At 71.9% G+C, this 21,205-nt stretch carries 24 protein-coding genes; 22 read left to right on the forward strand and 2 right to left on the reverse strand.

The genetic code is table 11. The features are described from left to right. Positions 1–9: 9 nt before the first annotated feature. Positions 10–954 (reverse strand): methyltransferase domain-containing protein, encoded by a 945-nt coding sequence (locus IE217_RS28610; RefSeq protein WP_190180848.1) that lies wholly within the window; start codon positions 952–954, stop codon positions 10–12. 599 nt (positions 955–1,553) lie between these two features. On the opposite strand from IE217_RS28610, the gene IE217_RS28615 reads away from it, so the two are divergent. From IE217_RS28615 to IE217_RS28695, 17 genes are all read left to right on the forward strand, one after another. Beyond that, entirely contained in the window at positions 1,554–2,150 is a 597-nt protein-coding gene (locus IE217_RS28615) for a hypothetical protein (RefSeq protein WP_189709053.1), read from the forward strand. A 354-nt stretch (positions 2,151–2,504) separates the two neighbouring features. Continuing rightward, a complete protein-coding gene (gene rpsP, locus IE217_RS28620) occupies positions 2,505–2,924 on the forward strand; it encodes a 30S ribosomal protein S16 (RefSeq protein ID WP_190180849.1) in 420 nt (139 codons plus the stop codon). 5 nt (positions 2,925–2,929) lie between these two features. Next, complete coding sequence (locus tag IE217_RS28625) at positions 2,930–3,169, forward strand: RNA-binding protein (protein ID WP_003973401.1); 240 nt, start codon at positions 2,930–2,932, stop codon at positions 3,167–3,169. 154 nt (positions 3,170–3,323) lie between these two features. Next, positions 3,324–3,929 (forward strand): ribosome maturation factor RimM, encoded by a 606-nt coding sequence (gene rimM, locus IE217_RS28630; RefSeq protein WP_190180850.1) that lies wholly within the window; start codon positions 3,324–3,326, stop codon positions 3,927–3,929. After that, a complete protein-coding gene (trmD, locus tag IE217_RS28635) occupies positions 3,926–4,759 on the forward strand; it encodes a tRNA (guanosine(37)-N1)-methyltransferase TrmD (protein ID WP_190180851.1) in 834 nt (277 codons plus the stop codon). The genes rimM and trmD overlap by 4 nt, the downstream gene beginning before the upstream one ends. Before the next feature lie 134 nt (positions 4,760–4,893). Then, positions 4,894–5,244, forward strand: coding sequence for a 50S ribosomal protein L19 (rplS, locus tag IE217_RS28640; protein WP_189709061.1), 351 nt, complete (start codon positions 4,894–4,896; stop codon positions 5,242–5,244). A 45-nt stretch (positions 5,245–5,289) separates the two neighbouring features. Continuing rightward, the gene (gene lepB / locus IE217_RS28645) at positions 5,290–6,039 is read left to right on the forward strand and encodes a signal peptidase I (protein WP_190180852.1); all 750 of its coding nucleotides are present in this window, start codon (positions 5,290–5,292) and stop codon (positions 6,037–6,039) included. Next, positions 6,032–7,123, forward strand: a complete 1,092-nt coding sequence (gene lepB / locus IE217_RS28650) for a signal peptidase I (RefSeq protein ID WP_190180853.1) — start codon at positions 6,032–6,034, stop codon at positions 7,121–7,123. Before lepB (IE217_RS28645) ends, lepB (IE217_RS28650) begins: the two co-directional genes overlap by 8 nt. Next, on the forward strand, positions 7,011–8,024 hold the full coding sequence (lepB, locus tag IE217_RS28655; RefSeq protein ID WP_190180854.1) for a signal peptidase I: 1,014 nt from the start codon (positions 7,011–7,013) through the stop codon (positions 8,022–8,024). Before lepB (IE217_RS28650) ends, lepB (IE217_RS28655) begins: the two co-directional genes overlap by 113 nt. A 164-nt stretch (positions 8,025–8,188) precedes the next feature. Further along, positions 8,189–8,965, forward strand: coding sequence for a signal peptidase I (lepB, locus tag IE217_RS28660; RefSeq protein ID WP_190180855.1), 777 nt, complete (start codon positions 8,189–8,191; stop codon positions 8,963–8,965). 19 nt (positions 8,966–8,984) lie between these two features. Further along, positions 8,985–9,590: an NUDIX hydrolase gene (locus IE217_RS28665; protein WP_373298152.1), complete on the forward strand. Its 606-nt coding sequence runs from the start codon at positions 8,985–8,987 to the stop codon at positions 9,588–9,590. A 56-nt stretch (positions 9,591–9,646) separates the two neighbouring features. Next, positions 9,647–9,955 (forward strand): DUF2469 domain-containing protein, encoded by a 309-nt coding sequence (locus IE217_RS28670; RefSeq protein WP_043444228.1) that lies wholly within the window; start codon positions 9,647–9,649, stop codon positions 9,953–9,955. Positions 9,956–10,063: 108 nt separating this feature from the next. Next, complete coding sequence (locus tag IE217_RS28675) at positions 10,064–10,465, forward strand: YraN family protein (RefSeq protein ID WP_190180856.1); 402 nt, start codon at positions 10,064–10,066, stop codon at positions 10,463–10,465. Further along, on the forward strand, positions 10,465–12,090 hold the full coding sequence (locus tag IE217_RS28680; RefSeq protein WP_190180857.1) for a YifB family Mg chelatase-like AAA ATPase: 1,626 nt from the start codon (positions 10,465–10,467) through the stop codon (positions 12,088–12,090). Before IE217_RS28675 ends, IE217_RS28680 begins: the two co-directional genes overlap by 1 nt. A 116-nt stretch (positions 12,091–12,206) precedes the next feature. Then, positions 12,207–13,496, forward strand: a complete 1,290-nt coding sequence (gene dprA / locus IE217_RS28685) for a DNA-processing protein DprA (protein ID WP_373298154.1) — start codon at positions 12,207–12,209, stop codon at positions 13,494–13,496. A 280-nt stretch (positions 13,497–13,776) separates the two neighbouring features. Further along, positions 13,777–14,619 carry an RNA polymerase sigma factor WhiG gene (whiG, locus tag IE217_RS28690; protein WP_190180858.1) on the forward strand — a complete coding sequence of 281 codons (843 nt, stop codon included), beginning with the start codon at positions 13,777–13,779 and terminating at the stop codon, positions 14,617–14,619. Positions 14,620–14,689: 70 nt separating this feature from the next. Continuing rightward, positions 14,690–15,247, forward strand: coding sequence for a TetR/AcrR family transcriptional regulator (locus tag IE217_RS28695; RefSeq protein ID WP_190180899.1), 558 nt, complete (start codon positions 14,690–14,692; stop codon positions 15,245–15,247). Positions 15,248–15,329: 82 nt separating this feature from the next. On the opposite strand, the gene IE217_RS28700 is transcribed toward IE217_RS28695, so the two are convergent. Next, positions 15,330–15,791, reverse strand: coding sequence for a murein hydrolase activator EnvC family protein (locus IE217_RS28700; RefSeq protein ID WP_373298153.1), 462 nt, complete (start codon positions 15,789–15,791; stop codon positions 15,330–15,332). 585 nt (positions 15,792–16,376) lie between these two features. Between IE217_RS28700 and rpsB the strand changes: the two genes are divergently transcribed. The 5 genes from rpsB (at position 16,377) to IE217_RS28725 (ending at position 21,202) form a co-directional block, all read left to right on the forward strand. Then, entirely contained in the window at positions 16,377–17,321 is a 945-nt protein-coding gene (gene rpsB, locus IE217_RS28705) for a 30S ribosomal protein S2 (protein WP_190180860.1), read from the forward strand. A 163-nt stretch (positions 17,322–17,484) separates the two neighbouring features. Further along, positions 17,485–18,321, forward strand: a complete 837-nt coding sequence (tsf, locus tag IE217_RS28710; RefSeq protein ID WP_190180861.1) for a translation elongation factor Ts — start codon at positions 17,485–17,487, stop codon at positions 18,319–18,321. Between the two features lie 201 nt (positions 18,322–18,522). Beyond that, positions 18,523–19,281: a UMP kinase gene (gene pyrH, locus IE217_RS28715; protein WP_190180862.1), complete on the forward strand. Its 759-nt coding sequence runs from the start codon at positions 18,523–18,525 to the stop codon at positions 19,279–19,281. A 191-nt stretch (positions 19,282–19,472) separates the two neighbouring features. Beyond that, positions 19,473–20,030, forward strand: a complete 558-nt coding sequence (gene frr, locus IE217_RS28720) for a ribosome recycling factor (RefSeq protein ID WP_064537659.1) — start codon at positions 19,473–19,475, stop codon at positions 20,028–20,030. Beyond that, positions 20,030–21,202: a phosphatidate cytidylyltransferase gene (locus IE217_RS28725; protein WP_190180863.1), complete on the forward strand. Its 1,173-nt coding sequence runs from the start codon at positions 20,030–20,032 to the stop codon at positions 21,200–21,202. Before frr ends, IE217_RS28725 begins: the two co-directional genes overlap by 1 nt. The last annotated feature ends 3 nt before the right edge of the window (positions 21,203–21,205 follow it).

Consider the following 21,205-nt stretch of genomic DNA (forward strand, 5'->3'; position numbering starts at 1 on the left):
ACGGGCCCCTCAGGGCGTGCGTGCGACCAGGTAGCGGAAGACGTTCGGCATCCACACCGTGCCGTCGCGCCGCTGGTGCGCGTGCAGGGCCTCCGCCAGCTCCTTGCCGACCTGGTTGCGGTCGGTGGCGTCGACCGCCGCGTCGAACAGCCCCGTGGACATCAGCCCGCGCACCGCGCTGTCGAGGCCGGCGTACCCGAAGGGGCAGGCCACCCGGCCCGAGCCGTCCGGCCGCAGGCCCGCCTGCCGGGCCACCTCCTCCAGGTCGTCGCGCAGCGCCGGACGCGGGCAGCCGGCGCCCCGCAGCGGATCGGCGAGCTTGGCCGCCACCCGCAGCACGGAGGCCGTGGCGCACCGCTCCGGCGGGCCCCAGCCGGCCAGCACCACCGGCGCCCCCCGCTCGGCGAGCGGCGTCGCCTCGGCGAGCATCCCGGCCAGCCCCTCGGCGTCCCCCGCCAGACACCCGATCGGCTCGAACGCGGTGATCAGGGTGTACGGGGGCTCGCCCGCACCCGCGTCCGCATGGGCGCCGGCGCCCCGCACCGCTCGGTCGCCCCCACGGGCATCCGCACGCGGTGCCGCGCCCGCACCGGCGCGCGCCACGCCGGCCGCCGACGGCGGACCCTCGACGAGCCGGGCGTCCGCACGCGCGCGCGTGTCCCACGCCGGGGGCAGCAGCCGCCGCCGGGCGAGGTCGAGCCGCTCGGGGCAGGAGTCGACACCGGTGACCGCCGCGCCTCTGGAGGCCGCCATGAGCAGGGCCAGCCCGGAGCCGCAGCCGAGCCCCAGCAGCCGCGTGCCGGAGCCCACTTCCAGTCGCTCGTAGACGGCCTCGTAGAGCGGGACCAGCATCCGCTCCTGGATCTCGGACCAGTCACGCGCGCGTGCACGCCGATCCACCCGGGACACCGGTCCCGCGTGAGTTACGTGCTGCCGCACGAGCGTAGGTGTCATGGATAAGCGCCCCAATCAGCCGAGAGTTGCCGCCGTGCCGGATTCCGTGGCCCCCGTGCAGTGCGCCCGCACTCCCTCCGTATGCCAGGTAACTCCCCGCTCCCCGTCGCGTCCAGGGGTCTCGGGGCCCGGCTTGCGGCCGGTGCGCCCCCCTGGCGAGATTTCACATCCCGGCAACCTGGGCCCGTACCGCACGCAACGATCGGGCCGCCCGCGCGGGATGGCCGGAACCCGTCGCCCGTCGATGACAGTGGGTGAGCCGGACGGCCGGCTCGGCGGCCCGGTGGCAGGGGCCCGGCCGGCGCCCGGTAACGTCACGGTCGTCACGTACGCAGACCAGGACGACGCCCCCGCGCGGGGAAGCGGCCGAAACACCTCTTGCGCATCGCGCGACCCCGCGCGCCCCGCGCACGTCGGGGGCGTACGCGCCGGTGCGTACGCGTTGCTACGCACCGGCTTGGTATGAGCTGTGAGACTTCTCCGCAGATCAGCGCACCCGCCCTCGTCAGGCAGCATCAGTGGCAACTGACGGGTACGTGCAAATTATTTGGGATGGCCCGGAATAGGAACACAGCGGCACCCAGGCTCGTTGTCATTACGTGAGCACGACACCACCTGTTCTCGCCGCAGAGCTGGCGCAGGCGTGGGCCGATATTCAGCGGTACCACCCCGAGCTGCCGGACCTTGCCGCGCCTGAGTCCCTGATCGGGGAGTCGTCGTCCGCGTGCGGGCACGAACTCTCCTTCGAGCGACTGCTTCACGAGGCAGTCCACGGCATCGCCGCCGCGCGCGGGGTGCGCGACACCTCCCGCGCCGGCCGCTACCACAACCGCCGGTTCCTAGCGATCGCCGAGGAGCTGGGCCTGGACCACCCCGAGGAGCCGCACCCGAGCAGCGGCTTCTCACTGGTCACGCTCAGCCCCGAGGCCAAGCGGCGCTACCGCCCGACGATCGAGCGCCTCCAGCGCGCCCTGAAGGCGCACACCGCCGCCACGTCCTCCGACACCGGACGCACCTTCCGCGGCCCGGCCGCCCGCCACGGCTCCTCCGGCGGCGGCGTGCGGGTCAAGGCGGTGTGCGACTGCGGCCGCAACGTCCGGGTCGTCCCCTCGGTCCTGGCCCAGGCCCCGATCGTGTGCGGGGGGTGCGGCAAGCCCTTCCGGATCCCGGAGGTGGTGGGCGCGGCGGCGGGCTAGGGATGAGGCTGCTCGTGGCAGCCCCATCCGCGGCCCGCGGTCCGCGAGGCTCACGGCGCCGGCGGCACCCGGAGCGCCGGGTGCCGCTCAGGCGTGCGCCGGGTGCCGCTCAGGCGTGCGCCGGGTGCCGCTCAGGCGTGCCCGGAAACACCGGATCCGCCCGTGTCCGTCCGGGGTGCCCACTCTCCGTCGGGAGCGCCCCGCCGGGTATGGCACAATGGCTAGCTGTACTCGACAGCCGCACAGGACCCCTCTCTCCTCCGGCTGACGCGTCCATCGGGCATTCGGGTACCGCAACCCCACGCGGCCTTCCCGCCGTGCCCAACCACGTCAAATCCAGGAGAATCCACTCCCGTGGCAGTCAAGATCAAGCTGAAGCGTCTGGGCAAGATCCGTTCGCCTCACTACCGCATCGTCGTCGCCGACTCCCGCACCCGCCGTGACGGCCGGGCCATCGAGGAGATCGGTCTGTACCACCCGGTGCAGAACCCCTCGCGCATCGAGGTCGACGCCGAGCGCGTGGCGTACTGGCTCTCCGTCGGCGCCCAGCCGACCGAGCCCGTGCTCGCCATCCTGAAGAAGACCGGCGACTGGCAGAAGTTCAAGGGCGAGCCCGCCCCTGCGCCGCTGCTCCAGCCTCAGGAGAAGGCCGCGCGTCCGTCGTTCGAGGCCCTCGGCGGCGACGACGAGGGCAAGGGTGAGGCGATCACCCAGAAGAAGAAGGCTGAGAAGAAGGACGAGGCCGCTGCCGAGTCCGAGTCGACCGAGGCCTGAGCAGCATGCTCGAGGAGGCGCTTGAGCACCTCGTGAAGGGCATCGTCGACAACCCTGACGACGTGCAGGTCGCCTCGCGCAACCTGCGTCGCGGACGCGTGCTCGAGGTCCGGGTCCACCCCGACGACCTCGGCAAGGTCATCGGCCGCAACGGCCGTACGGCACGCGCCCTGCGCACCGTCGTGGGCGCCATCGGCGGCCGCGGTGTACGCGTCGACCTCGTCGACGTGGACCACGTCCGCTGACGCTTTACGCAACCGGCTCGGGCCGGGGAGGGCCACAGGGCCGTCCCCGGCCCGCAGTCGTATCAGCACCAGGTAGGACGAGCGGGCCCGGGCTGTATCGGCAGTCCCGGCGGTCCCGGCAGTTCCAGCAGGAGATGACAGGAGAACTGGACACGTGCAGCTGGTAGTCGCACGGATCGGCCGCGCCCACGGCATCAAGGGCGAGGTCACCGTGGAGGTACGTACCGACGAGCCGGAACTCAGGCTCGCCCCCGGCGCCGTCCTGGCCACCGACCCCGCCTCCGCCGGGCCGCTGACCATCGAGACGGGCCGCGTGCACAGCGGCCGTCTGCTGCTGCGCTTCGAGGGCGTCGGCGACCGCACCGCCGCCGAGGCGCTGCGCAACACCCTCCTCATCGCCGAGGTCGACCCGGACGAACTGCCCGAGGAGGAGGACGAGTACTACGACCACCAGCTGATCGACCTGGACGTGGTCACCGCCGACGGCACGGAGGTCGGCCGGATCACCGAGATCTCCCACCTGCCCTCCCAGGACCTCTTCATCGTCGAGCGCCCCGACGGCAGCGAGGTGATGATCCCCTTCGTCGAGGAGATCGTCACCGAGATCGACCTGGAGGAGCAGCGCGCCGTCATCACCCCGCCGCCCGGCCTGATCGACGACCGCGCGGAGATCGCCTCGCCGAGGGACGACAGCGCGGAGACTGCCGTTCCGAAGGACGACAGCGCGGATGTCGCCGCGCCGGAGGACGACAGCGCATGAGGCTCGACGTCGTCACGATCTTCCCCGAGTACCTCGAACCGCTGAACGTCTCCCTCGTCGGCAAGGCACGCGCGCGTGGCCGCCTGGACGTGCACGTGCACGACCTGCGCGCGTGGACCCACGACCGCCACAACACCGTCGACGACACCCCCTACGGCGGCGGCCCCGGCATGGTCATGAAGACCGAGCCCTGGGGCGAGGCCCTGGACTCCGTCCTCGCCGACGGCTACGAGTCCGGCTCCCGCGCGCCCGCGCTGATCGTGCCCACGCCCAGCGGCCGCCCGTTCACCCAGGAACTCGCCGTCGAACTCTCCGAGCGCCCCTGGCTGATCTTCACCCCGGCCCGCTACGAGGGCATCGACCGCCGCGTCATGGACGAGTACGCCACCCGTGTGCCGGTGTACGAGGTCTCCATCGGCGACTACGTCCTCGCCGGCGGCGAGGCGGCCGTCCTGGTGATCACCGAGGCCGTCGCACGGCTGCTGCCCGGCGTCCTCGGCAACGCCGAGTCCCACCGCGACGACTCCTTCGCGCCCGGCGCCATGGCGAACCTCCTCGAGGGCCCCGTCTACACCAAGCCGCCCCACTGGCGCGGCCGGGGCATCCCCGAGGTGCTGCTCAGCGGCCACCACGGCAGGATCGCCCGCTGGCGCCGCGACGAGGCCCTGCGGCGCACCACGGCCCAGCGGCCCGACCTGATCGAGCGCTGCGACCCCAAGGCCTTCGACAAGAAGGACCGCGAGATGCTCTCCATCCTGGGCTGGTCCCCGGACCCGGCCGGCGAGCCGTACGGCCGATTTTGGCGCAGGACCGAGGGCGTGGAAGAATAGGCGGCTGTTGTGCGCCGTCCGGCGTGCGCCCCTGCCACAGGGGGACACGACGTCCGCCCCGACGGGCACAGCGCAGATCCCGAACACCTAGTTCCCGTTGATGACCTGTGGCATCAGCGAAGAAAGCAGACGAAATGTCTCACCTGCTCGACACCGTCGACGCCGCGTCACTGCGTCAGGACATCCCGGCCTTCCGCCCGGGTGACACCGTCAACGTGCACGTCCGCGTCATCGAGGGCAACCGCTCCCGTGTGCAGCAGTTCAAGGGTGTGGTGATCCGCCGCCAGGGTTCCGGCGTGCGCGAGACCTTCACGGTCCGCAAGGTCTCCTTCTCCGTCGGCGTCGAGCGCACCTTCCCGGTGCACACCCCGATCGTGGAGAAGATCGAACTCGTGACCCGCGGCGACGTGCGCCGCGCCAAGCTGTACTACCTCCGTGAGCTGCGCGGCAAGGCCGCGAAGATCAAGGAGAAGCGCGAGAACTGAGCGCCTTCCGGGATCCACACCGGGGCGGGATAGCATTCCGCCCCGATGGACACCGAAGCACAGCACACGGAGCGCGACCGCTCCTTCCGCCCCTCCGGCGCCGGACCTCACCGGGCTCCGGACCCGAAGGGGCCGGAAGGGCGGTCGCGTTTCGCGTCGGTGGCACGGATCACGGACTGGCTGCCCGGCGGGCGGATCACCCTGACCGCGCTGATCTGCCTGGCCCTTTTGCTCCTCCTCAACACTTTCGTGGTGCAGCCGTTCCAGATCCCGAGCGGATCCATGGAGAACGCGTTGAGGATCGGGGACCGCGTTCTCGTAAATAAGTTGGCGTACCGTTTCGGTGCCGCGCCGCGGCGCGGCGATGTCGTCGTGTTCGACGGCAGCGGGTACTTCGGGGACGCCGACTACGTCAAACGCGTTGTGGGTGTAGGGGGAGACCGCGTGGTCTGCTGCGACAAGGAGGGGAGGATCCGGGTGAACGGCCGGTCGGTCGACGAGTCGACATTCCTCCACCCCGGCGACAAGCCCTCCACGGTGCCCTTCGACGTCGTCGTCCCCGACGGCACCCTGTTCGTCCTCGGCGACCACCGCAGCGACTCCAGCGACTCCCGCGACCACCTCGGCTCACCGGGCGGCGGCATGATCCCGGTCGGCGACGTGATCGGCCGCGCGGACTGGATCGCCTGGCCCGTCGGCCACTGGACCCACCTCACCCGCCCGGACGCCTACGCGCGCGTACCCGCCGCCCAGGGGGCCGGCGGTCCCGCTCGCGCCGGCGGTGCCCATGGGTAACCGCGGCAAGCCGCGCGGCGCGCCGGTCAGCGCCGCCGAGGACCTCCTGCCCACCGGGGCCCGGCGCGCCTCCAGCCCGGCCGGCGGCCGCACCCGCGCGGAACGGCGCAAGCTCCAGCGCAAGGTCAAGCGCAAGCGCAGGCGCTCCGCCGTCCGCGAGATACCGCTCCTGGTCGGCGTCGCCGTACTCATCGCGCTCGTACTCAAGACCTTCCTGGTGCAGGCGTTCGTCATCCCCTCCGGCTCCATGGAGCAGACCATCCGGATCGGCGACCGGGTCCTGGTCGACAAGTTCACCCCGTGGTTCGGCTCCGAACCGCACCGCGGGGACGTCGTCGTCTTCCACGACCCCGGCGGCTGGCTCGCGGGCGAGCAGACCACCAAGAAGAACGACCCGGTGGTCGTCAAGCAGATCAAGGAAGGCCTCACCTTCATCGGCCTGCTGCCCTCCGACAACGAGAAGGACCTCATCAAGCGCGTCGTCGGCGTCGGCGGCGACCACGTCAAGTGCTGCGACGCCCAGGGCCGCGTCACCGTCAACGGCGTTCCCCTGAACGAGGGTGACTACCTCTACCCGGGCAACGCCCCCTCCGACACGCCCTTCGACATCACCGTGCCCAAGGGCCGGCTGTGGGTCATGGGCGACCACCGCGGCAACTCGGCGGACTCCCGCGCCCACCAGAACACGGCCTACGGCGGCACCGTCTCCCTGAATTCCGTGGTCGGCCGGGCCATGGTCGTCGGCTGGCCGGTGGGCCACTGGACCAGGCTCCAGGAACCCCGGACCTTCTCCTCCGTGTCCGACGCGGCCTCCGGGTCGGCCGCCGCCGACCGGCTGTCGCATAGGGTTGCCCAGGACCATCCGAACGGATCGGTTCAGCTCCCGAGCCCTGCGGAACTCCCGCTCGTTATGGGAGTGGTGGGCCTGCGCCGGGCACGGCGCGGGCGGCGGCACGGAGTAAGGAGTTGGCGTGGGGGACGTGGCGGTTGGCGCACGGTCCGGCAACGACGGCGAGGAACACCGCGGACACCCCGTGGAAGCGGCGGACCCCGCCGCGGCCGACGTCGTGACCTCCGGGAGTGAGAGCGAAGCAGCCGAGGACGGCAGGGTGACGGAGCACAACGACAGCGGTGACCGGGCAGACGGCGGCAGCACCACCAAAACGAAGCAGCCCCGCTCCTTCTGGAAGGAGCTGCCCATCCTGATCGGCATCGCGCTGGTACTGGCGCTGCTGATCAAGACCTTCCTCGTCCAGGCGTTCTCGATCCCCTCGGACTCGATGCAGGACACCCTCCAGCGCGGCGACCGCGTCCTCGTCGACAAGCTGACCCCGTGGTTCGGCTCCCAGCCCGAGCGGGGCGAGGTCGTCGTCTTCCACGACCCGGACGACTGGCTGGCCGGCGAGCCGACGGCCAAGCCCAACGCCGTGCAGACGGTGCTCAGCTGGATCGGCCTGATGCCGTCCGCCGAGGAGAAGGACCTCATCAAGCGCGTCGTCGGCGTCGGCGGCGACACCGTCGAGTGCAAGGGCACCGGCCCGCTCATGGTCAACGGCAAGGCGCTGAACGAGGGCGACTACGTCTACCCGGGCAACACGCCGTGCAGCTACGACGACCAGGGCGGCCAGTTCAAGGTCAAGGTCCCCAAGGGCTACATCTGGGTCATGGGCGACCACCGGCAGAACTCCCGGGACTCGCGCTACAACCAGACCGACAAGCACCACGGCATGGTCCCGGTCAAGGACGTCGTCGGCCGCGCCATCGTCCGCGCCTGGCCCATCAACCGCTGGGGCACCCTGCCCGTGCCGGACACCTTCGGCCAGCAGGGCATCGGGCAGCAGTCCTCCGCGTCCGGCGCCCTGACGGTCGCCCCGCAGGGCGTGGCCCTCACCGCGGTCGTACCCGTGGCGCTGTGGCGGCGCAGGCGGTCCCTGAAGGCCGAGACCGGGACGGGCACGCCCACGACGGCCACCGGCAGCCGCTGAGCCCGCCCGGGGGCAGTGAGCCTGCCCGGGGGTGCCGAGCCGGACCGCCGGTGCTGGGCCGGACCTGGGCCCGGGCGCCCTTGTGAAGTCCTGGTGGAACTTCCGGCTCCGCCCCCGAAAGGGGGGCTGCCCCGTTTCGGTACCGCCGGGTAGGGTGCGGGTCCATGGGTGGCGAGAGCACGACGCGTACGGCCCCGCGCAGCGGCGGCACAGGCAGGGGCCCGGCGGGCGGCAGAACCGGACAGCGGCTGTCCGGGCTGGCCGTGGCGCTGGGTCTGGTGCTGTTCCTCGGCGGGTTCGCGTGGGCTGCGGTGGTCTACCGGCCGTACACCGTGCCCACCAGTTCGATGACGCCGACGATCGACATGGGCGACCGGGTACTGGCCCAGCGCGTCGACGGCGACCAGGTGCGCCGCGGTGACGTGGTCGTCTTCACCGACAAGTCCTGGGTGCAGAACGCGCCCGTGGTCAAGCGCGTGGTCGCGGTCGGCGGCGACACGGTCTCCTGCTGCAAGAACGGCAAGCTCACCGTCAACGGCAAGGAGATCGACGAGCCGTACCTGAAGGGCGGCGCCGCCGAGATCAAGAACTTCCCCACGGTCGAGGTGCCCGCCGGCCGCCTGTTCCTGCTCGGCGACGAACGCCAGGGCTCGCTGGACTCCACCGCCCACCTCGACGACGGGGCCAAGGGCACCGTCGCGCGCGCCGACGTGACCGCCAGGGTCGACGCCGTCGTCTGGCCCGCGAAGGGCATGCTGGAGCGCCCCACGGGCTTCGAGGCGCTCGGCACCCTGTCCCAGCCGGGCCCGCTGCGCACGATCGTCCTGCTGATCGTCGCCGGGGCCGTCCTCGTCCTCGCGGGCGGCGCCTACGGCCCGATCGCCAAGCGCGTGGGCGCCTCCCGCGGCCGCGCCGGGACGGAGCCCGCACGTGCCCGCTGAGGCGGCGCACGGGCCGGCAATGCCCCAGGGACCTGCGGAGGTGCCGCGGGGGCCCGCTGAGGTGACGCCGGGGCCTGCGGAGGTGACGCCGGAGGTGCCGAGCGGGGCGGGTGGCGTGGCCGTCGAGGCCGCCGAGGGCGCGGGTGAGCCGCGCAAGGTGGCGCGGGTGGTGCTGCTCGACCCCGCCGACCGCATCCTGCTGCTGCACGGTCACGAGCCGGACGATCCGGCGGACGACTGGTGGTTCACGCCCGGCGGCGGCCTCGAGGGCGACGAGACGCGGGAGGAGGCCGCCGTGCGGGAACTCGCCGAGGAGACCGGCATCACCGAGGTCGAGCTGGGCCCGGTGCTGTGGCGGCGCCGCTGCTCGTTCCCGTTCGCGGGGCGACGCTGGGACCAGGACGAGTGGTACTACCTGGCCCGTACGACCCGGACGGCGACCGGGGCCACCGCGCTCACCGAGCTGGAGCGGCGCAGTGTCGCCGGAGCACGCTGGTGGACGTGCCGGGAACTGACCCGGTCACATGAGACGGTGTATCCGACCAGACTCGCCGAGCTGCTGCGGAGGCTGCTCGACGATGGTCCCCCGGCCGGGCCGGTGACCCTGGACACCGAAATCGTCTAGGGCCCCACGGGACTGGCGCACAATGGTGGGACCGCACGGCTGAAGGGGAACATGCCATGAGCGCCGAGGACCTCGAGAAGTACGAGACCGAGATGGAGCTGAAGCTCTACCGGGAGTACCGCGATGTCGTCGGTCTGTTCAAATTCGTGATCGAGACCGAGCGGCGCTTCTACCTCACCAACGACTACGAGATGCAGGTCCACTCGGTCCAGGGCGAGGTGTTCTTCGAGGTGTCCATGGCGGACGCCTGGGTCTGGGACATGTACCGGCCGGCCCGCTTCGTGAAGCAGGTGCGTGTCCTCACGTTCAAGGACGTGAACATCGAGGAGCTGAACAAGAGCGACCTGGAGCTGCCGGGCGGCTGAGGCCGCCCCGGGCCTGGGAACGCCTGAGGGATTTTCACTCGTGTGGGTGGCGAAGTTGTCCACAACCGGTGAGTAACCCACCAAGATCCACTCAGGCGGGCCGGATGCGTGACCGTTGGCGCCGGAGGTGGTGCCGACATGCACACACATCAGGCGCGCAGCGCGCTCGGCAGGTACGGAGAGGGGCTGGCCGCCCGCCGGCTGGCCCAGACCGGCATGACGGTCCTGGAGCGCAACTGGCGCTGCGGCAGGACCGGCGAGATCGACATCGTCGCCCGCGACGGAGACGTCCTCGTCGTCTGCGAGGTCAAGACCCGCAGGGCGGGAACCTTCCAGCACCCCATGGCCGCCGTCACCGCGGAAAAGGCCCAGCGGCTGCGCGGCCTCGCCGAACGCTGGATCCAGGCCCACGGCGGGGCACCCCCCGGCGGCGTCCGCATCGACCTCGTCGGCATCCTGCTGCCCCGGCGCGGAGCACCCGTCGTCGAGCACGTCAGGGGGGCCGCCTGATGGGATTCGCGCGCACGTGCTCCGTGGCCCTCGTCGGCGTCGAGGGCGTCGTCGTCGAGGTCCAGGCCGACCTCGAACCCGGCGTCGCCGCCTTCACCCTGGTCGGACTGCCCGACAAGAGCCTCACCGAGAGCCGCGACCGGGTCAGGGCCGCCGTCGTCAACTCCGGCGGCGAGTGGCCCCAGAAGAAGCTCACGGTCGGCCTCAGCCCCGCCTCGGTGCCCAAGGGCGGCAGCGGCTTCGACCTCGCCGTCGCCTGCGCCGTCCTGGGCGCCGCCGAACGCATCGACCCCCGCGTCCTCGCCGACATCGTCATGATCGGCGAACTGGGCCTCGACGGACGGGTCCGCCCCGTGCGCGGCATCCTGCCCGCCGTACTGGCCGCCGCCGACGCGGGCTACGAACAGGTCGTCGTCCCCGAATGCGCCGCCGCCGAAGCCTCACTCGTCCCCGGCGTCTCCGTACTCGGCGTACGCAGCCTCCGGCAGCTGATCGCCGTACTCGCCGACGAACCCGTACCCGAGGAGGACCCGGACGACCAGGGCCGCCCCGACCCCCTCCTGGCCGGCCTGCGCGTACCCGGCACCGGCGCCGCCACCGGCATGCGCAGCCTCGGCGCCGCCCAGCACGACCAGGGACACGACCTCGCCGACGTCGTCGGCCAGCACTCCGCGCGCACGGCCGTCGAAGTCGCCGCCGCAGGAGGACACCACCTCTTCCTCGAAGGACCACCCGGCGCCGGCAAGACCATGCTCGCCGAGCGGCTGCCCGCCGTACTGCCCCCGCTCGACCGGCAGGAATCCCTCGAAGTCACCGCCGTCCACTCCGTGGCCGGACTCCTGCCACCGGGCAAACCCCTGATCGACCTCGCCCCCTACTGCGCCCCGCACCACTCGGCCACCATGCAGGCCCTCGTCGGCGGCGGCCCCGGCATCGCCCGCCCCGGAGCCGTCTCCCTCGCCCACCGCGGCGTGCTCTTCCTCGACGAGACGCCGGAATTCAGCAGCCGCGCCCTGGACGCCCTGCGGCAGCCACTGGAGGCCGGGCACGTGGTGATCGCCCGAAGCGCCGGAGTGGTGCGGTTCCCCGCCAGGTTCCTGATGGTGCTCGCCGCCAACCCCTGCCCCTGCGGCCGCTTCTCGCAGCGCGACTCCCTGTGCGAATGCCCGCCCTCCGCCATCCGCCGCTACCAGGCACGCCTGTCCGGCCCCCTCCTCGACCGGGTCGACCTGCGGGTCGAGGCCGACCCGGTCACCCGATCCCAACTGGCCGCGCGCGGCAGCCGTGGCGAATCCACCGCGACGGTCGCCGGCCGGGTGCGCGCCGCACGCGAACGGGCCGCGGCACGGCTCGCGGGCACCCCCTGGCGGACCAACAGCGAGATCCCCGGGCGCGAACTGCGCAGCCGCTGGCAGGCGCTGCCCGGCGCCATGGACGAGGCCGAACGCAACCTGGAGCGCGGCGTCCTCACCGCCCGCGGCCTGGACCGGGTGCTGCGGGTCGCCTGGACCGTCGCCGACCTCACCGGCCACGACCGGCCGGACGCCACCGACGTCGCCCTGGCACTGCAACTGCGCACCGGCGTCCCGCGCGGCGTGCCCATGTCGATCGGAGCCCCGGCATGACCGGACCGAACGGCGCAGCCCAGGACGGCACCGCGCGCCCGGCCGCGGACCGCACGGGCGAACCGGGGGAGTCCGCCATCCGGCAGTACCCGGGACGCGCGGACGGCACGGCCGCCGTGAACGGCGCCGGCGGCGCGCACGGCGTGAGCGGTACCGACGGCACCGGCGGCGTCCACGGCACCCGCGACGGCGCCGGCGGCGCGCACGGCGTGAGCGGTGCGGACGCCGTGAACGGCGCCCATGGCACCGGCGGCGCGCACGACGACGATGCCGAACTCCTCGCCCGCGTCTTCCTCAGCCGGGTGCTCGAACCCGGCGACACCGTCGGCGGCCGCTGGCTGCGCGAACTCGGCGCCGTCCACGTCGCCCGGCGGCTGCGAGAGGGCAGGCTCCCGCTTCCCGGGGTGTCCCAGAAGCGGTGGGCGGGCCTGTGCGCGCGGGCCGCGCGGGCCGACCCCGCCCGCGACCTGGCCGCCGCCCGGGACACCGGCGTCCGCTTCCTGCGGCCCGGCGACACCGAGTGGCCGGCCCAGCTCGACGACCTCGGCGACGCCCGCCCCACCGGACTGTGGGTGCGCGGCGGCCCCAGCCTGCGCATATGGGCACTGCGCTCGGTCGCCCTGGTCGGCGCCCGTGCCTGCACCGAGTACGGTGCCCACATGGCCGCCACCCTCGCCGCCGGCCTCGCCGAACGCGGCTGGGTGGTGGTGTCCGGCGGCGCCTACGGAGTCGACGGCGCCGCCCACCGCGGCACCCTGGGCAGCGGCGGCGCCACCGTCGCCGTACTGGCCTGCGGGGTCGACCGGCCGTACCCGCGCGGGCACACGGAACTCATCGACCGCATCGCCCGACAAGGCGTGGTGGTGGGGGAGCTGCCGCCCGGCGACCACCCGACCCCCAGCCGGTTCATCGTCCGCAACCGGGTCATCGCGGCCCTCACTCGCGGCACCGTGGTCGTCGAAGCCGCCTACCGCAGCGGATCACTGGTCACCGCCCGGGCCGCACAACGCCTGGGCCGGCACACCATGGGCGTGCCCGGACCGGCCACCAGCGCACTCTCCGCCGGCGTTCACGAACTCCTGCGCGGCGGAGCCACCCTGGTCACCGACGCCGAGGAAGTGATCGAACTCGTCGGCGACATGGGCGAACTCGCCCCGGACCGGCGCGGCCCCGTACTCCCGCGCGACCTGCTCGCCCCCGACGCCAGACACGTCCTGGCCGCCCTGCCCGCACGCGGCCCGGCCACGGCGCACGAGATCGCACGCGGGGCCGGCACGACGGCCGACGACGCCATCGCGAGGCTGTACGAACTCCGATCACTTGGTTACGTCGAACGACACGGCGAGGGATGGAAGTTGACACGCCAGGCGATGATCTCGTCCCGCACGGGTCGGGACGGGTGTTGACCGAGCGTGTTCGGCCGTACGGGGGAACGCCGACGCCTGCGGGAATTCCCGCAGTTGGGAGTCCCGCAGGTCACTGAGCGTGACGGACATGACGCGACGGGACGCCCCACGGAACGAATCTGCGCACGCCCCGCGCCCCGCCGTTCGCGCACCGCGACACTCCAGTCACGCTACGCTCACGTGGTTCCGACACCAAAGACCCCGATCCCGACCCGATCCCGACCAGACCGACAGCCCACCCAGACGCCCCACACCACGGCAGAACGGCACAAGGCGACGAATGCCCCAGCACACCTCCGGGCCCGACCGGGCGGCGATCCCCCCAGCCGCCCGTGACGGTGGCAGCGTGCGGCCGCCCGCTCCCTCGACGCTCGACGAGCTGTGGCGGTCGTACAAGGCGACGGGGGACGAACGGCTGAGGGAACAGCTGATCCTGCACTACTCACCGCTGGTCAAATACGTGGCCGGCCGGGTCAGCGTCGGACTGCCGCCCAACGTGGAACAGGCCGACTTCGTCTCCTCCGGAGTCTTCGGGCTCATCGACGCCATCGAGAAGTTCGACGTCGACCGGGAGATCAAGTTCGAGACCTACGCGATCACCCGGATCCGCGGCGCCATGATCGACGAACTGCGCGCACTGGACTGGATCCCCCGCTCGGTCCGGCAGAAGGCCCGCAACGTCGAGCGGGCGTACGCGACGCTGGAGGCACGGCTGCGGCGCACCCCCACCGAGGTCGAGGTCGCCGCCGAGATGGGCATCGCGGTGGATGAACTCCACGCCGTCTTCAGCCAGTTGTCGCTGGCCAACGTGGTCGCCCTGGAGGAGCTCCTGCACGTCGGCGGCGAGGACGGCGACGGGCTGAGCTTCATGGACACCCTCGAGGACACGGCCGCCGACAACCCGGTCGAGGTCGCCGAGGACCGTGAACTGCGGCGGTTCCTCGCCCGCGCGATCAACACGCTCCCGGACCGCGAGAAGACCGTCGTCACGCTGTACTACTACGAGGGCCTGACACTCGCCGAGATCGGCAACGTCCTCGGGGTGACCGAGAGCCGCGTCAGCCAGATCCACACCAAGTCGGTGCTCCAGCTGCGCGCGAAGCTGGCGAGCTTCGGCCGGTGAGCGCCGTCGCTCCCGTCGCGGACGGCCGGTCCGTAAAGTGGTCGACGTGCCAAGGATTCGAGCGGCCTCCGTGGCCGAGCACCGGTCGATGCAGCGGGCCGCCCTCCTGGACGCGGCCCGCACCCTGCTGTCCGAGGGCGGTACGGAAGCCCTGACGTTCCCCGCCCTGGCCGAGCGCACGGGCCTGGCCCGCTCGTCGGTGTACGAGTACTTCCGCTCCCGGGCCGCCGTGGTCGAGGAGCTGTGCGAGGTCGACTTCCCGGTGTGGGCCGCGGAGGTCGCCTCGGTCATGGCCGCCGCCGGCGGACCCGAGGCCAAGGTCGAGGCCTACGTCCGCACACAGCTCGAACTGGTCGGCGACCGCAGGCACCGCGCCGTCGTGGCGATCTCGGCCAGCGAACTGGACGCCGGTGCCCGCGAGAAGATCCGCGCGGCACACGGCGGCCTGATCGCCATGATCGTGGAGGCACTCGCCGACCTCGGGCACAGCAGGCCCCGACTGGCGGCGATGCTGCTGCAGGGAGTCGTCGACGCGGCCGTACGACGCATCGAACTCGGCGCCGCGGAACCGCCCGCGGACATCATCGACGCCGCGGTGTCCATGGCCCTACGAGGCATCCGGGGGTGACCCCCTCCCCCCTCCCCCCCTCCCGCCCTTCCCCGCCCCCCATCCCACGCCCAGCCCACCCCCACCCCCGCCCCTGCCGTCGTCACGGAGGCAGGGGCACGCCCAGTACCGGCAGCAGTCTCGGCGGCCCCGGGTTCAGCAGCCACGGGGGCAGCAGGAGGAGCGGGTTCAGGTAGGTCTCCGCTCTCAGCAGGCCCCAGTGCAGGCAGGCGCTCCCGCAGTGCGAGCCCGTCGCCTCCAATGTGCCGATCACTTCCCCGGCGGCCACCTCCTGGCCGTCGGTCACCGACGCCTGGACCGGTTCGTAGGTCGTCCGCAGGGGCGGGTCGCCCGTGCCCGTGAGTTCCACCGACACCACGCCCCTGCCCGCCACCCGCCCGGCGAAGGACACCCGGCCCGCCGCCACCGCCCGTACCGGAGTGCCGGGGGCGGCGCCGAGGTCGACGCCCCTGTGCCCGGGCCCGTAAACCGTCGCCGGCGGCTCCCAGCCCCGCAGGACCGGGGGGCGCGCCCCCACCGGCCACACCCGCCCGACCGCCGGCACCGGACCGCCGTCCGCACCCGCGGCACCTCCCGCGCCCCTCGTGACCGCGGTGACCGCCGCATCCGCCGCATCCGCCGCGAGCGAGGCGCCCGACGCCACCGCCGCGACAGCGCGCCCTGCGGGCGGTGGAGCCGGCCCGCCTCCACCCCTCCCGGGTGGTTGCGCGACCAGCGTCACCACCAGCCCTGCCAGCCCTGTCAGCGCTGTCAGTTCCGCCAGCCCCGCGGGTGGACAGAGCCGCCCTCGCGCCCAACCGCTCACCGGCAGTCGCACAGGGCGCCGTTCGTATCGATTCGTCCGTGTCCGAGACATGGGTCAACGGTCCCGTACCGCACGGAATCGTGCCGGGGCCTGTGGACAACCCGCTCGTTGTGGACAGCGGCGTCACCCGGCACCTCCCGGGTCCCGTACACTTCTGGTGGCGATCCGGGTCACCGGGTCGACTTCGCACGCCCCGACATCCCGACCGGCGACGGTCGGTGTCAGCGCCCCTCGGTCCCTCGTGGCACGGCGCACCGCGGGCGTCAGGCGCGGAAGCCGTCCGGCATCCGCGGCACAACCGAGAAATTCAAGGAGAGTACGGCCATGGCCGTCGTCACGATGCGGGAGCTGCTGGAGAGCGGCGTCCACTTCGGTCACCAGACCCGCCGTTGGAACCCGAAGATGAAGCGCTTCATCTTCACCGAGCGCAACGGCATCTACATCATCGACCTGCTCCAGTCGCTGTCGTACATCGACCGCGCCTACGAGTTCGTCAAGGAGACCGTCGCCCACGGCGGCACGGTCATGTTCGTCGGTACGAAGAAGCAGGCGCAGGAGGCCATCGCCGAGCAGGCCACCCGCGTCGGCATGCCCTACGTCAACCAGCGCTGGCTGGGCGGCATGCTCACCAACTTCTCGACCGTCTACAAGCGCCTGCAGCGCCTGAAGGAGCTCGAGCAGATCGACTTCGAGGACGTCGCCGCCTCCGGTCTGACCAAGAAGGAGCTCCTGGTCCTCTCCCGCGAGAAGGCCAAGCTGGAGAAGACCCTCGGCGGTATCCGCGAGATGCAGAAGGTGCCGAGCGCCGTCTGGATCGTGGACACCAAGAAGGAGCACATCGCGGTCGGCGAGGCCCGCAAGCTCAACATCCCGGTCGTCGCCATCCTCGACACCAACTGCGACCCCGACGAGGTCGACTACAAGATCCCGGGCAACGACGACGCGATCCGCTCCGTCACCCTGCTCACCCGTGTGATCGCCGACGCCGTCGCCGAGGGCCTCATCGCCCGTTCCGGTGTCGCCGCCGGTGACAAGGGCGAGAAGGCCGCGGGCGAGCCGCTCGCCGAGTGGGAGCGCGACCTGCTCGAGGGCGAGAAGAAGGCCGACGAGGCCCCGGCCGCCGAGGCCGAGAAGCCGGCCGACGCCGCTGCCGAGGCTCCCGCCGCGGCTGCGGAGGCCCCCGCTGCGGAGGCCCCCGCTGCGGAGGCCCCCGCTGCCGAGGCCCCCGCCGCCGAGGCCGCCCCGGCCGCCGAGGGCGAGCAGGCCTGATCCGTCGGCGTGAAGCCGTTGACGGCGGGAGCGGTGCATGAAGTCCGCTCCCGCCGTTCACCCGTAGGTCAGCGGCGCGTCAGCGCCCTCCCGCTTCCTGGGCGGGGGGCCCGCTGCCCCCTGATCTTCGATCTTCCAGACTTCGAGAAAGATTCACAGACTCATGGCGAACTACACCGCCGCCGACGTCAAGAAGCTTCGTGAGCTCACGGGCGCCGGCATGATGGACTGCAAGAAGGCGCTGGACGAGGCCGAGGGCAACGTCGAGAAGGCCGTCGAGGCGCTGCGCATCAAGGGCCAGAAGGGCGTCGCCAAGCGCGAGGGCCGCTCCGCCGAGAACGGCGCCGTGGTCTCGATCATCGCCGACGACAACTCCTCCGGTGTCCTCGTCGAGCTGAAGTGCGAGACGGACTTCGTGGCCAAGGGCGACAAGTTCCAGGCCGTCGCCAGGACGATCGCCGAGCACGTCGCCAAGACCTCCCCGGCCGACCTCGAGGCCCTGCTCGCCTCCGAGATCGAGGCCGGCAAGACCGTCCAGGCGTTCGTGGACGAGGCCAACGCCAACCTCGGCGAGAAGATCGTCCTGGACCGCTTCGCGCAGTTCTCCGACGGCTTCGTGACCGCGTACATGCACCGCACGATGCCCGACCTGCCCCCGCAGATCGGTGTTCTCGTCGAGCTCGACAAGCCGAACGCCGAGGTCGCCAAGGGCGTCGCGCAGCACATCGCCGCCTTCGCGCCGAAGTACCTCTCCAAGGACGAGGTTCCGGCCGAGGTCGTCGAGTCCGAGCGCCGCATCGCCGAGGAGACCACCCGCGCCGAGGGCAAGCCCGAGGCCGCGATCGCCAAGATCGTCGAGGGTCGCCTGGGCGGCTTCTTCAAGGACGCCACGCTGCTCGGCCAGCCGTACGCGCTCGACAACAAGAAGTCGGTCCAGAAGGTCCTGGACGAGGCCGGTGTCACCCTGAAGCGCTTCACGCGCATCAAGGTCGGCATCTGAGTCCGTACCGCGACTCACGCCCGACCCGGATAGGGTCGTAAGCAGTCGTCGGCGCGCGCGTGCGTACGCGGAACGGCGCCCGCGCGCGTGACGGACGACGGCAGATCTGACGAGGAGGCCATTGCCGCTGCATGGGATGCGAAACGCCCCACCGGCAATGGCCTTCTTCGCATGTGCACCACGTAACAGAGGCGGGATCTCATGACCACCAAGGCCCAGAAGAGCGACGACGGCAAAGTATCCGGCCGGTTTCTGCTGAAGCTGTCCGGAGAGGCCTTCTCCGGCGGCGGGGGCCTGGGCGTCGACCCGGACGTGGTGCACGCCATCGCCCGTGAGATCGCCGCCGTCGTACGGGACGGCGCGCAGATCGCGGTCGTCATCGGCGGCGGCAACTTCTTCCGCGGCGCCGAACTCCAGCAGCGCGGCATGGACCGCGCCCGCTCGGACTACATGGGCATGCTCGGCACCGTGATGAACTGCCTCGCCCTCCAGGACTTCCTGGAGAAGGAGGGCATCGACAGCCGGGTGCAGACCGCCATCACCATGGGCCAGGTCGCCGAGCCGTACATCCCGCTGCGTGCCGTGCGCCACCTGGAGAAGGGCCGCGTGGTCATCTTCGGCGCCGGTATGGGCATGCCGTACTTCTCCACCGACACCACCGCCGCCCAGCGCGCCCTGGAGATCGACGCCGAGGCGCTGCTGATGGGCAAGAACGGGGTCGACGGGGTTTACGACTCCGACCCCAAGGCCAACCCGGACGCCGTGAAGTTCGACTCGCTCGGCTACGGCGAGGTCATCACCCGCGACCTGAAGGTCGCCGACGCCACGGCGATCACGCTCTGCCGCGACAACAGGCTCCCCATCGTCGTCTTCGAGCTTCTGAAGGAGGGCAATATCGCCCGCGCCGTCAAGGGTGAGAAGATCGGCACGCTTGTGGGTGACCAGGCCGGCCGGGACTGACCGGTCAGCCCCCGGACCGAGGGTCCGCCGGGAAGCCGCCTGTCCGGGGGACGGACGGGACGGACCCGGACCGGGGGATGGACAATGTCCTGCCGGTCGGGAACCGTGCAGGAAGAAGACGCGACGAAGCCGGCCACCGGGCCCCGACGGGATCCGCGGCCGGGCCTACTCAAGACACGCAGGAGCAAGTGGTGATCGAAGAGACCCTCCTCGAGGCCGAGGAGAAGATGGAGAAGGCCGTCGTGGTCGCCAAGGAGGACTTCGCCGCGATCCGCACCGGCCGTGCGCACCCGGCGATGTTCAACAAGATCGTGGCCGACTACTACGGTGCGCCGACGCCGATCAACCAGCTGGCCTCGTTCTCCGTGCCGGAGCCGCGCATGGCGGTCGTGACCCCGTTCGACAAGACCGCGCTGCGCAACATCGAGCAGGCGATCCGCGACTCGGACCTGGGCGTCAACCCGAGCAACGACGGCAACATCATCCGGGTGGTGTTCCCCGAGCTCACCGAGGAGCGCCGCCGCGAGTACATCAAGGTCGCCAAGGGCAAGGGCGAGGACGCCAAGGTGTCCATCCGCTCCGTGCGCCGCAAGGCGAAGGACGCCATCGACAAGCTGATCAAGGACGGCGAGGTCGGCGAGGACGAGGGCCGTCGCGCGGAGAAGGAGCTCGACGACACCACCGCGAAGTACGTCGCGCAGGTGGACGAGCTGCTGAAGCACAAGGAAGCGGAACTGCTCGAGGTCTGATGAACGACTCTTCCTGGGGAGCTCCGCAGCAGGCCGGGTACTGGGGGCAGACCCGCCCCATGCCCGCCGTGCCCGGCGACCCCGCAGGCGGCGGCACCCAGGACGACGACCCGGGGGCCGCCCGGACGGGCGGCCCCCTGTTCCACGACGGCACCCCGCAGCAGCAGACACGCGCGCACCGGCAGCCGTACGACACGCACCAGCAGGCCTACGGCGCCGGGCCGCACCAGCAGCCGTACGAGGCGCCGCAGCCGTGGCCCTACGACCCGCCGCGCACGCCCCCCGCCCACGGGACGGCGACGCAGAATCCGGAGCCCATGCCCGACGCCCCGCAGCAGGCGCCCGCCCCGCAGAAGAAGAGCGCGGGCCGCGACCTGAGCGCTGCCATAGGAGTCGGGGTCGGACTCGGCGTCGTGATCATCGCGTCGCTGTTCGTCGTCAAGGCCGTGTTCGTCGGCGTGATCGCGGTCGCGGTCGTCGTGGGCCTGTGGGAGCTCACCAAGCGGCTCCAGGAGCGCAAGGGCATCAAGGCGCCGCTGGTACCGCTCGCCATCGGCGGCGCGGCCATGGTGGTCGCCGGATACGTGCGGGGCGCCGAGGGGGCCTGGGTGGCCATGGCGCTGACCGCGCTCGCCGTCCTGGTCTGGCGCATGACCGAACCGCCGGAGGGCTACCTCAAGGACGTCACGGCGGGCGTCTTCGCCGCGTTCTACGTGCCGTTCCTGGCCACCTTCGTGGCGATGATGCTCACCGCCGGGGACGGCCCGTTCCGCGTGCTGACCTTCCTGCTCCTGACGGTCGTCAGCGACACCGGCGCCTACGCCGTCGGCTGGCGCTTCGGCAAGCACAAGCTCGCCCCGCGCATCAGCCCCGGCAAGACCCGGGAAGGCCTGATCGGCGCGGTCACCTTCGCCATGGCGGCCGGTGCCCTGTGCATGCAGTTCCTCATCGACGGCGGCGCCTGGTGGCAGGGACTCCTCCTGGGCCTGGCGGTCGCCGCCAGCGCCACCCTGGGCGACCTCGGCGAGTCCATGATCAAACGCGACCTGGGCATCAAGGACATGGGCACCCTCCTCCCCGGCCACGGCGGCATCATGGACCGCCTGGACTCCCTCCTGCCCACCGCCCCGGTGGTCTGGCTCCTGCTGGTCGCCTTCGTAGGCTCAGCCTGACCG

The sequence above is a fragment of the Streptomyces naganishii JCM 4654 genome, from assembly GCF_014650575.1.
Lineage (GTDB): Bacteria > Actinomycetota > Actinomycetes > Streptomycetales > Streptomycetaceae > Streptomyces > Streptomyces naganishii.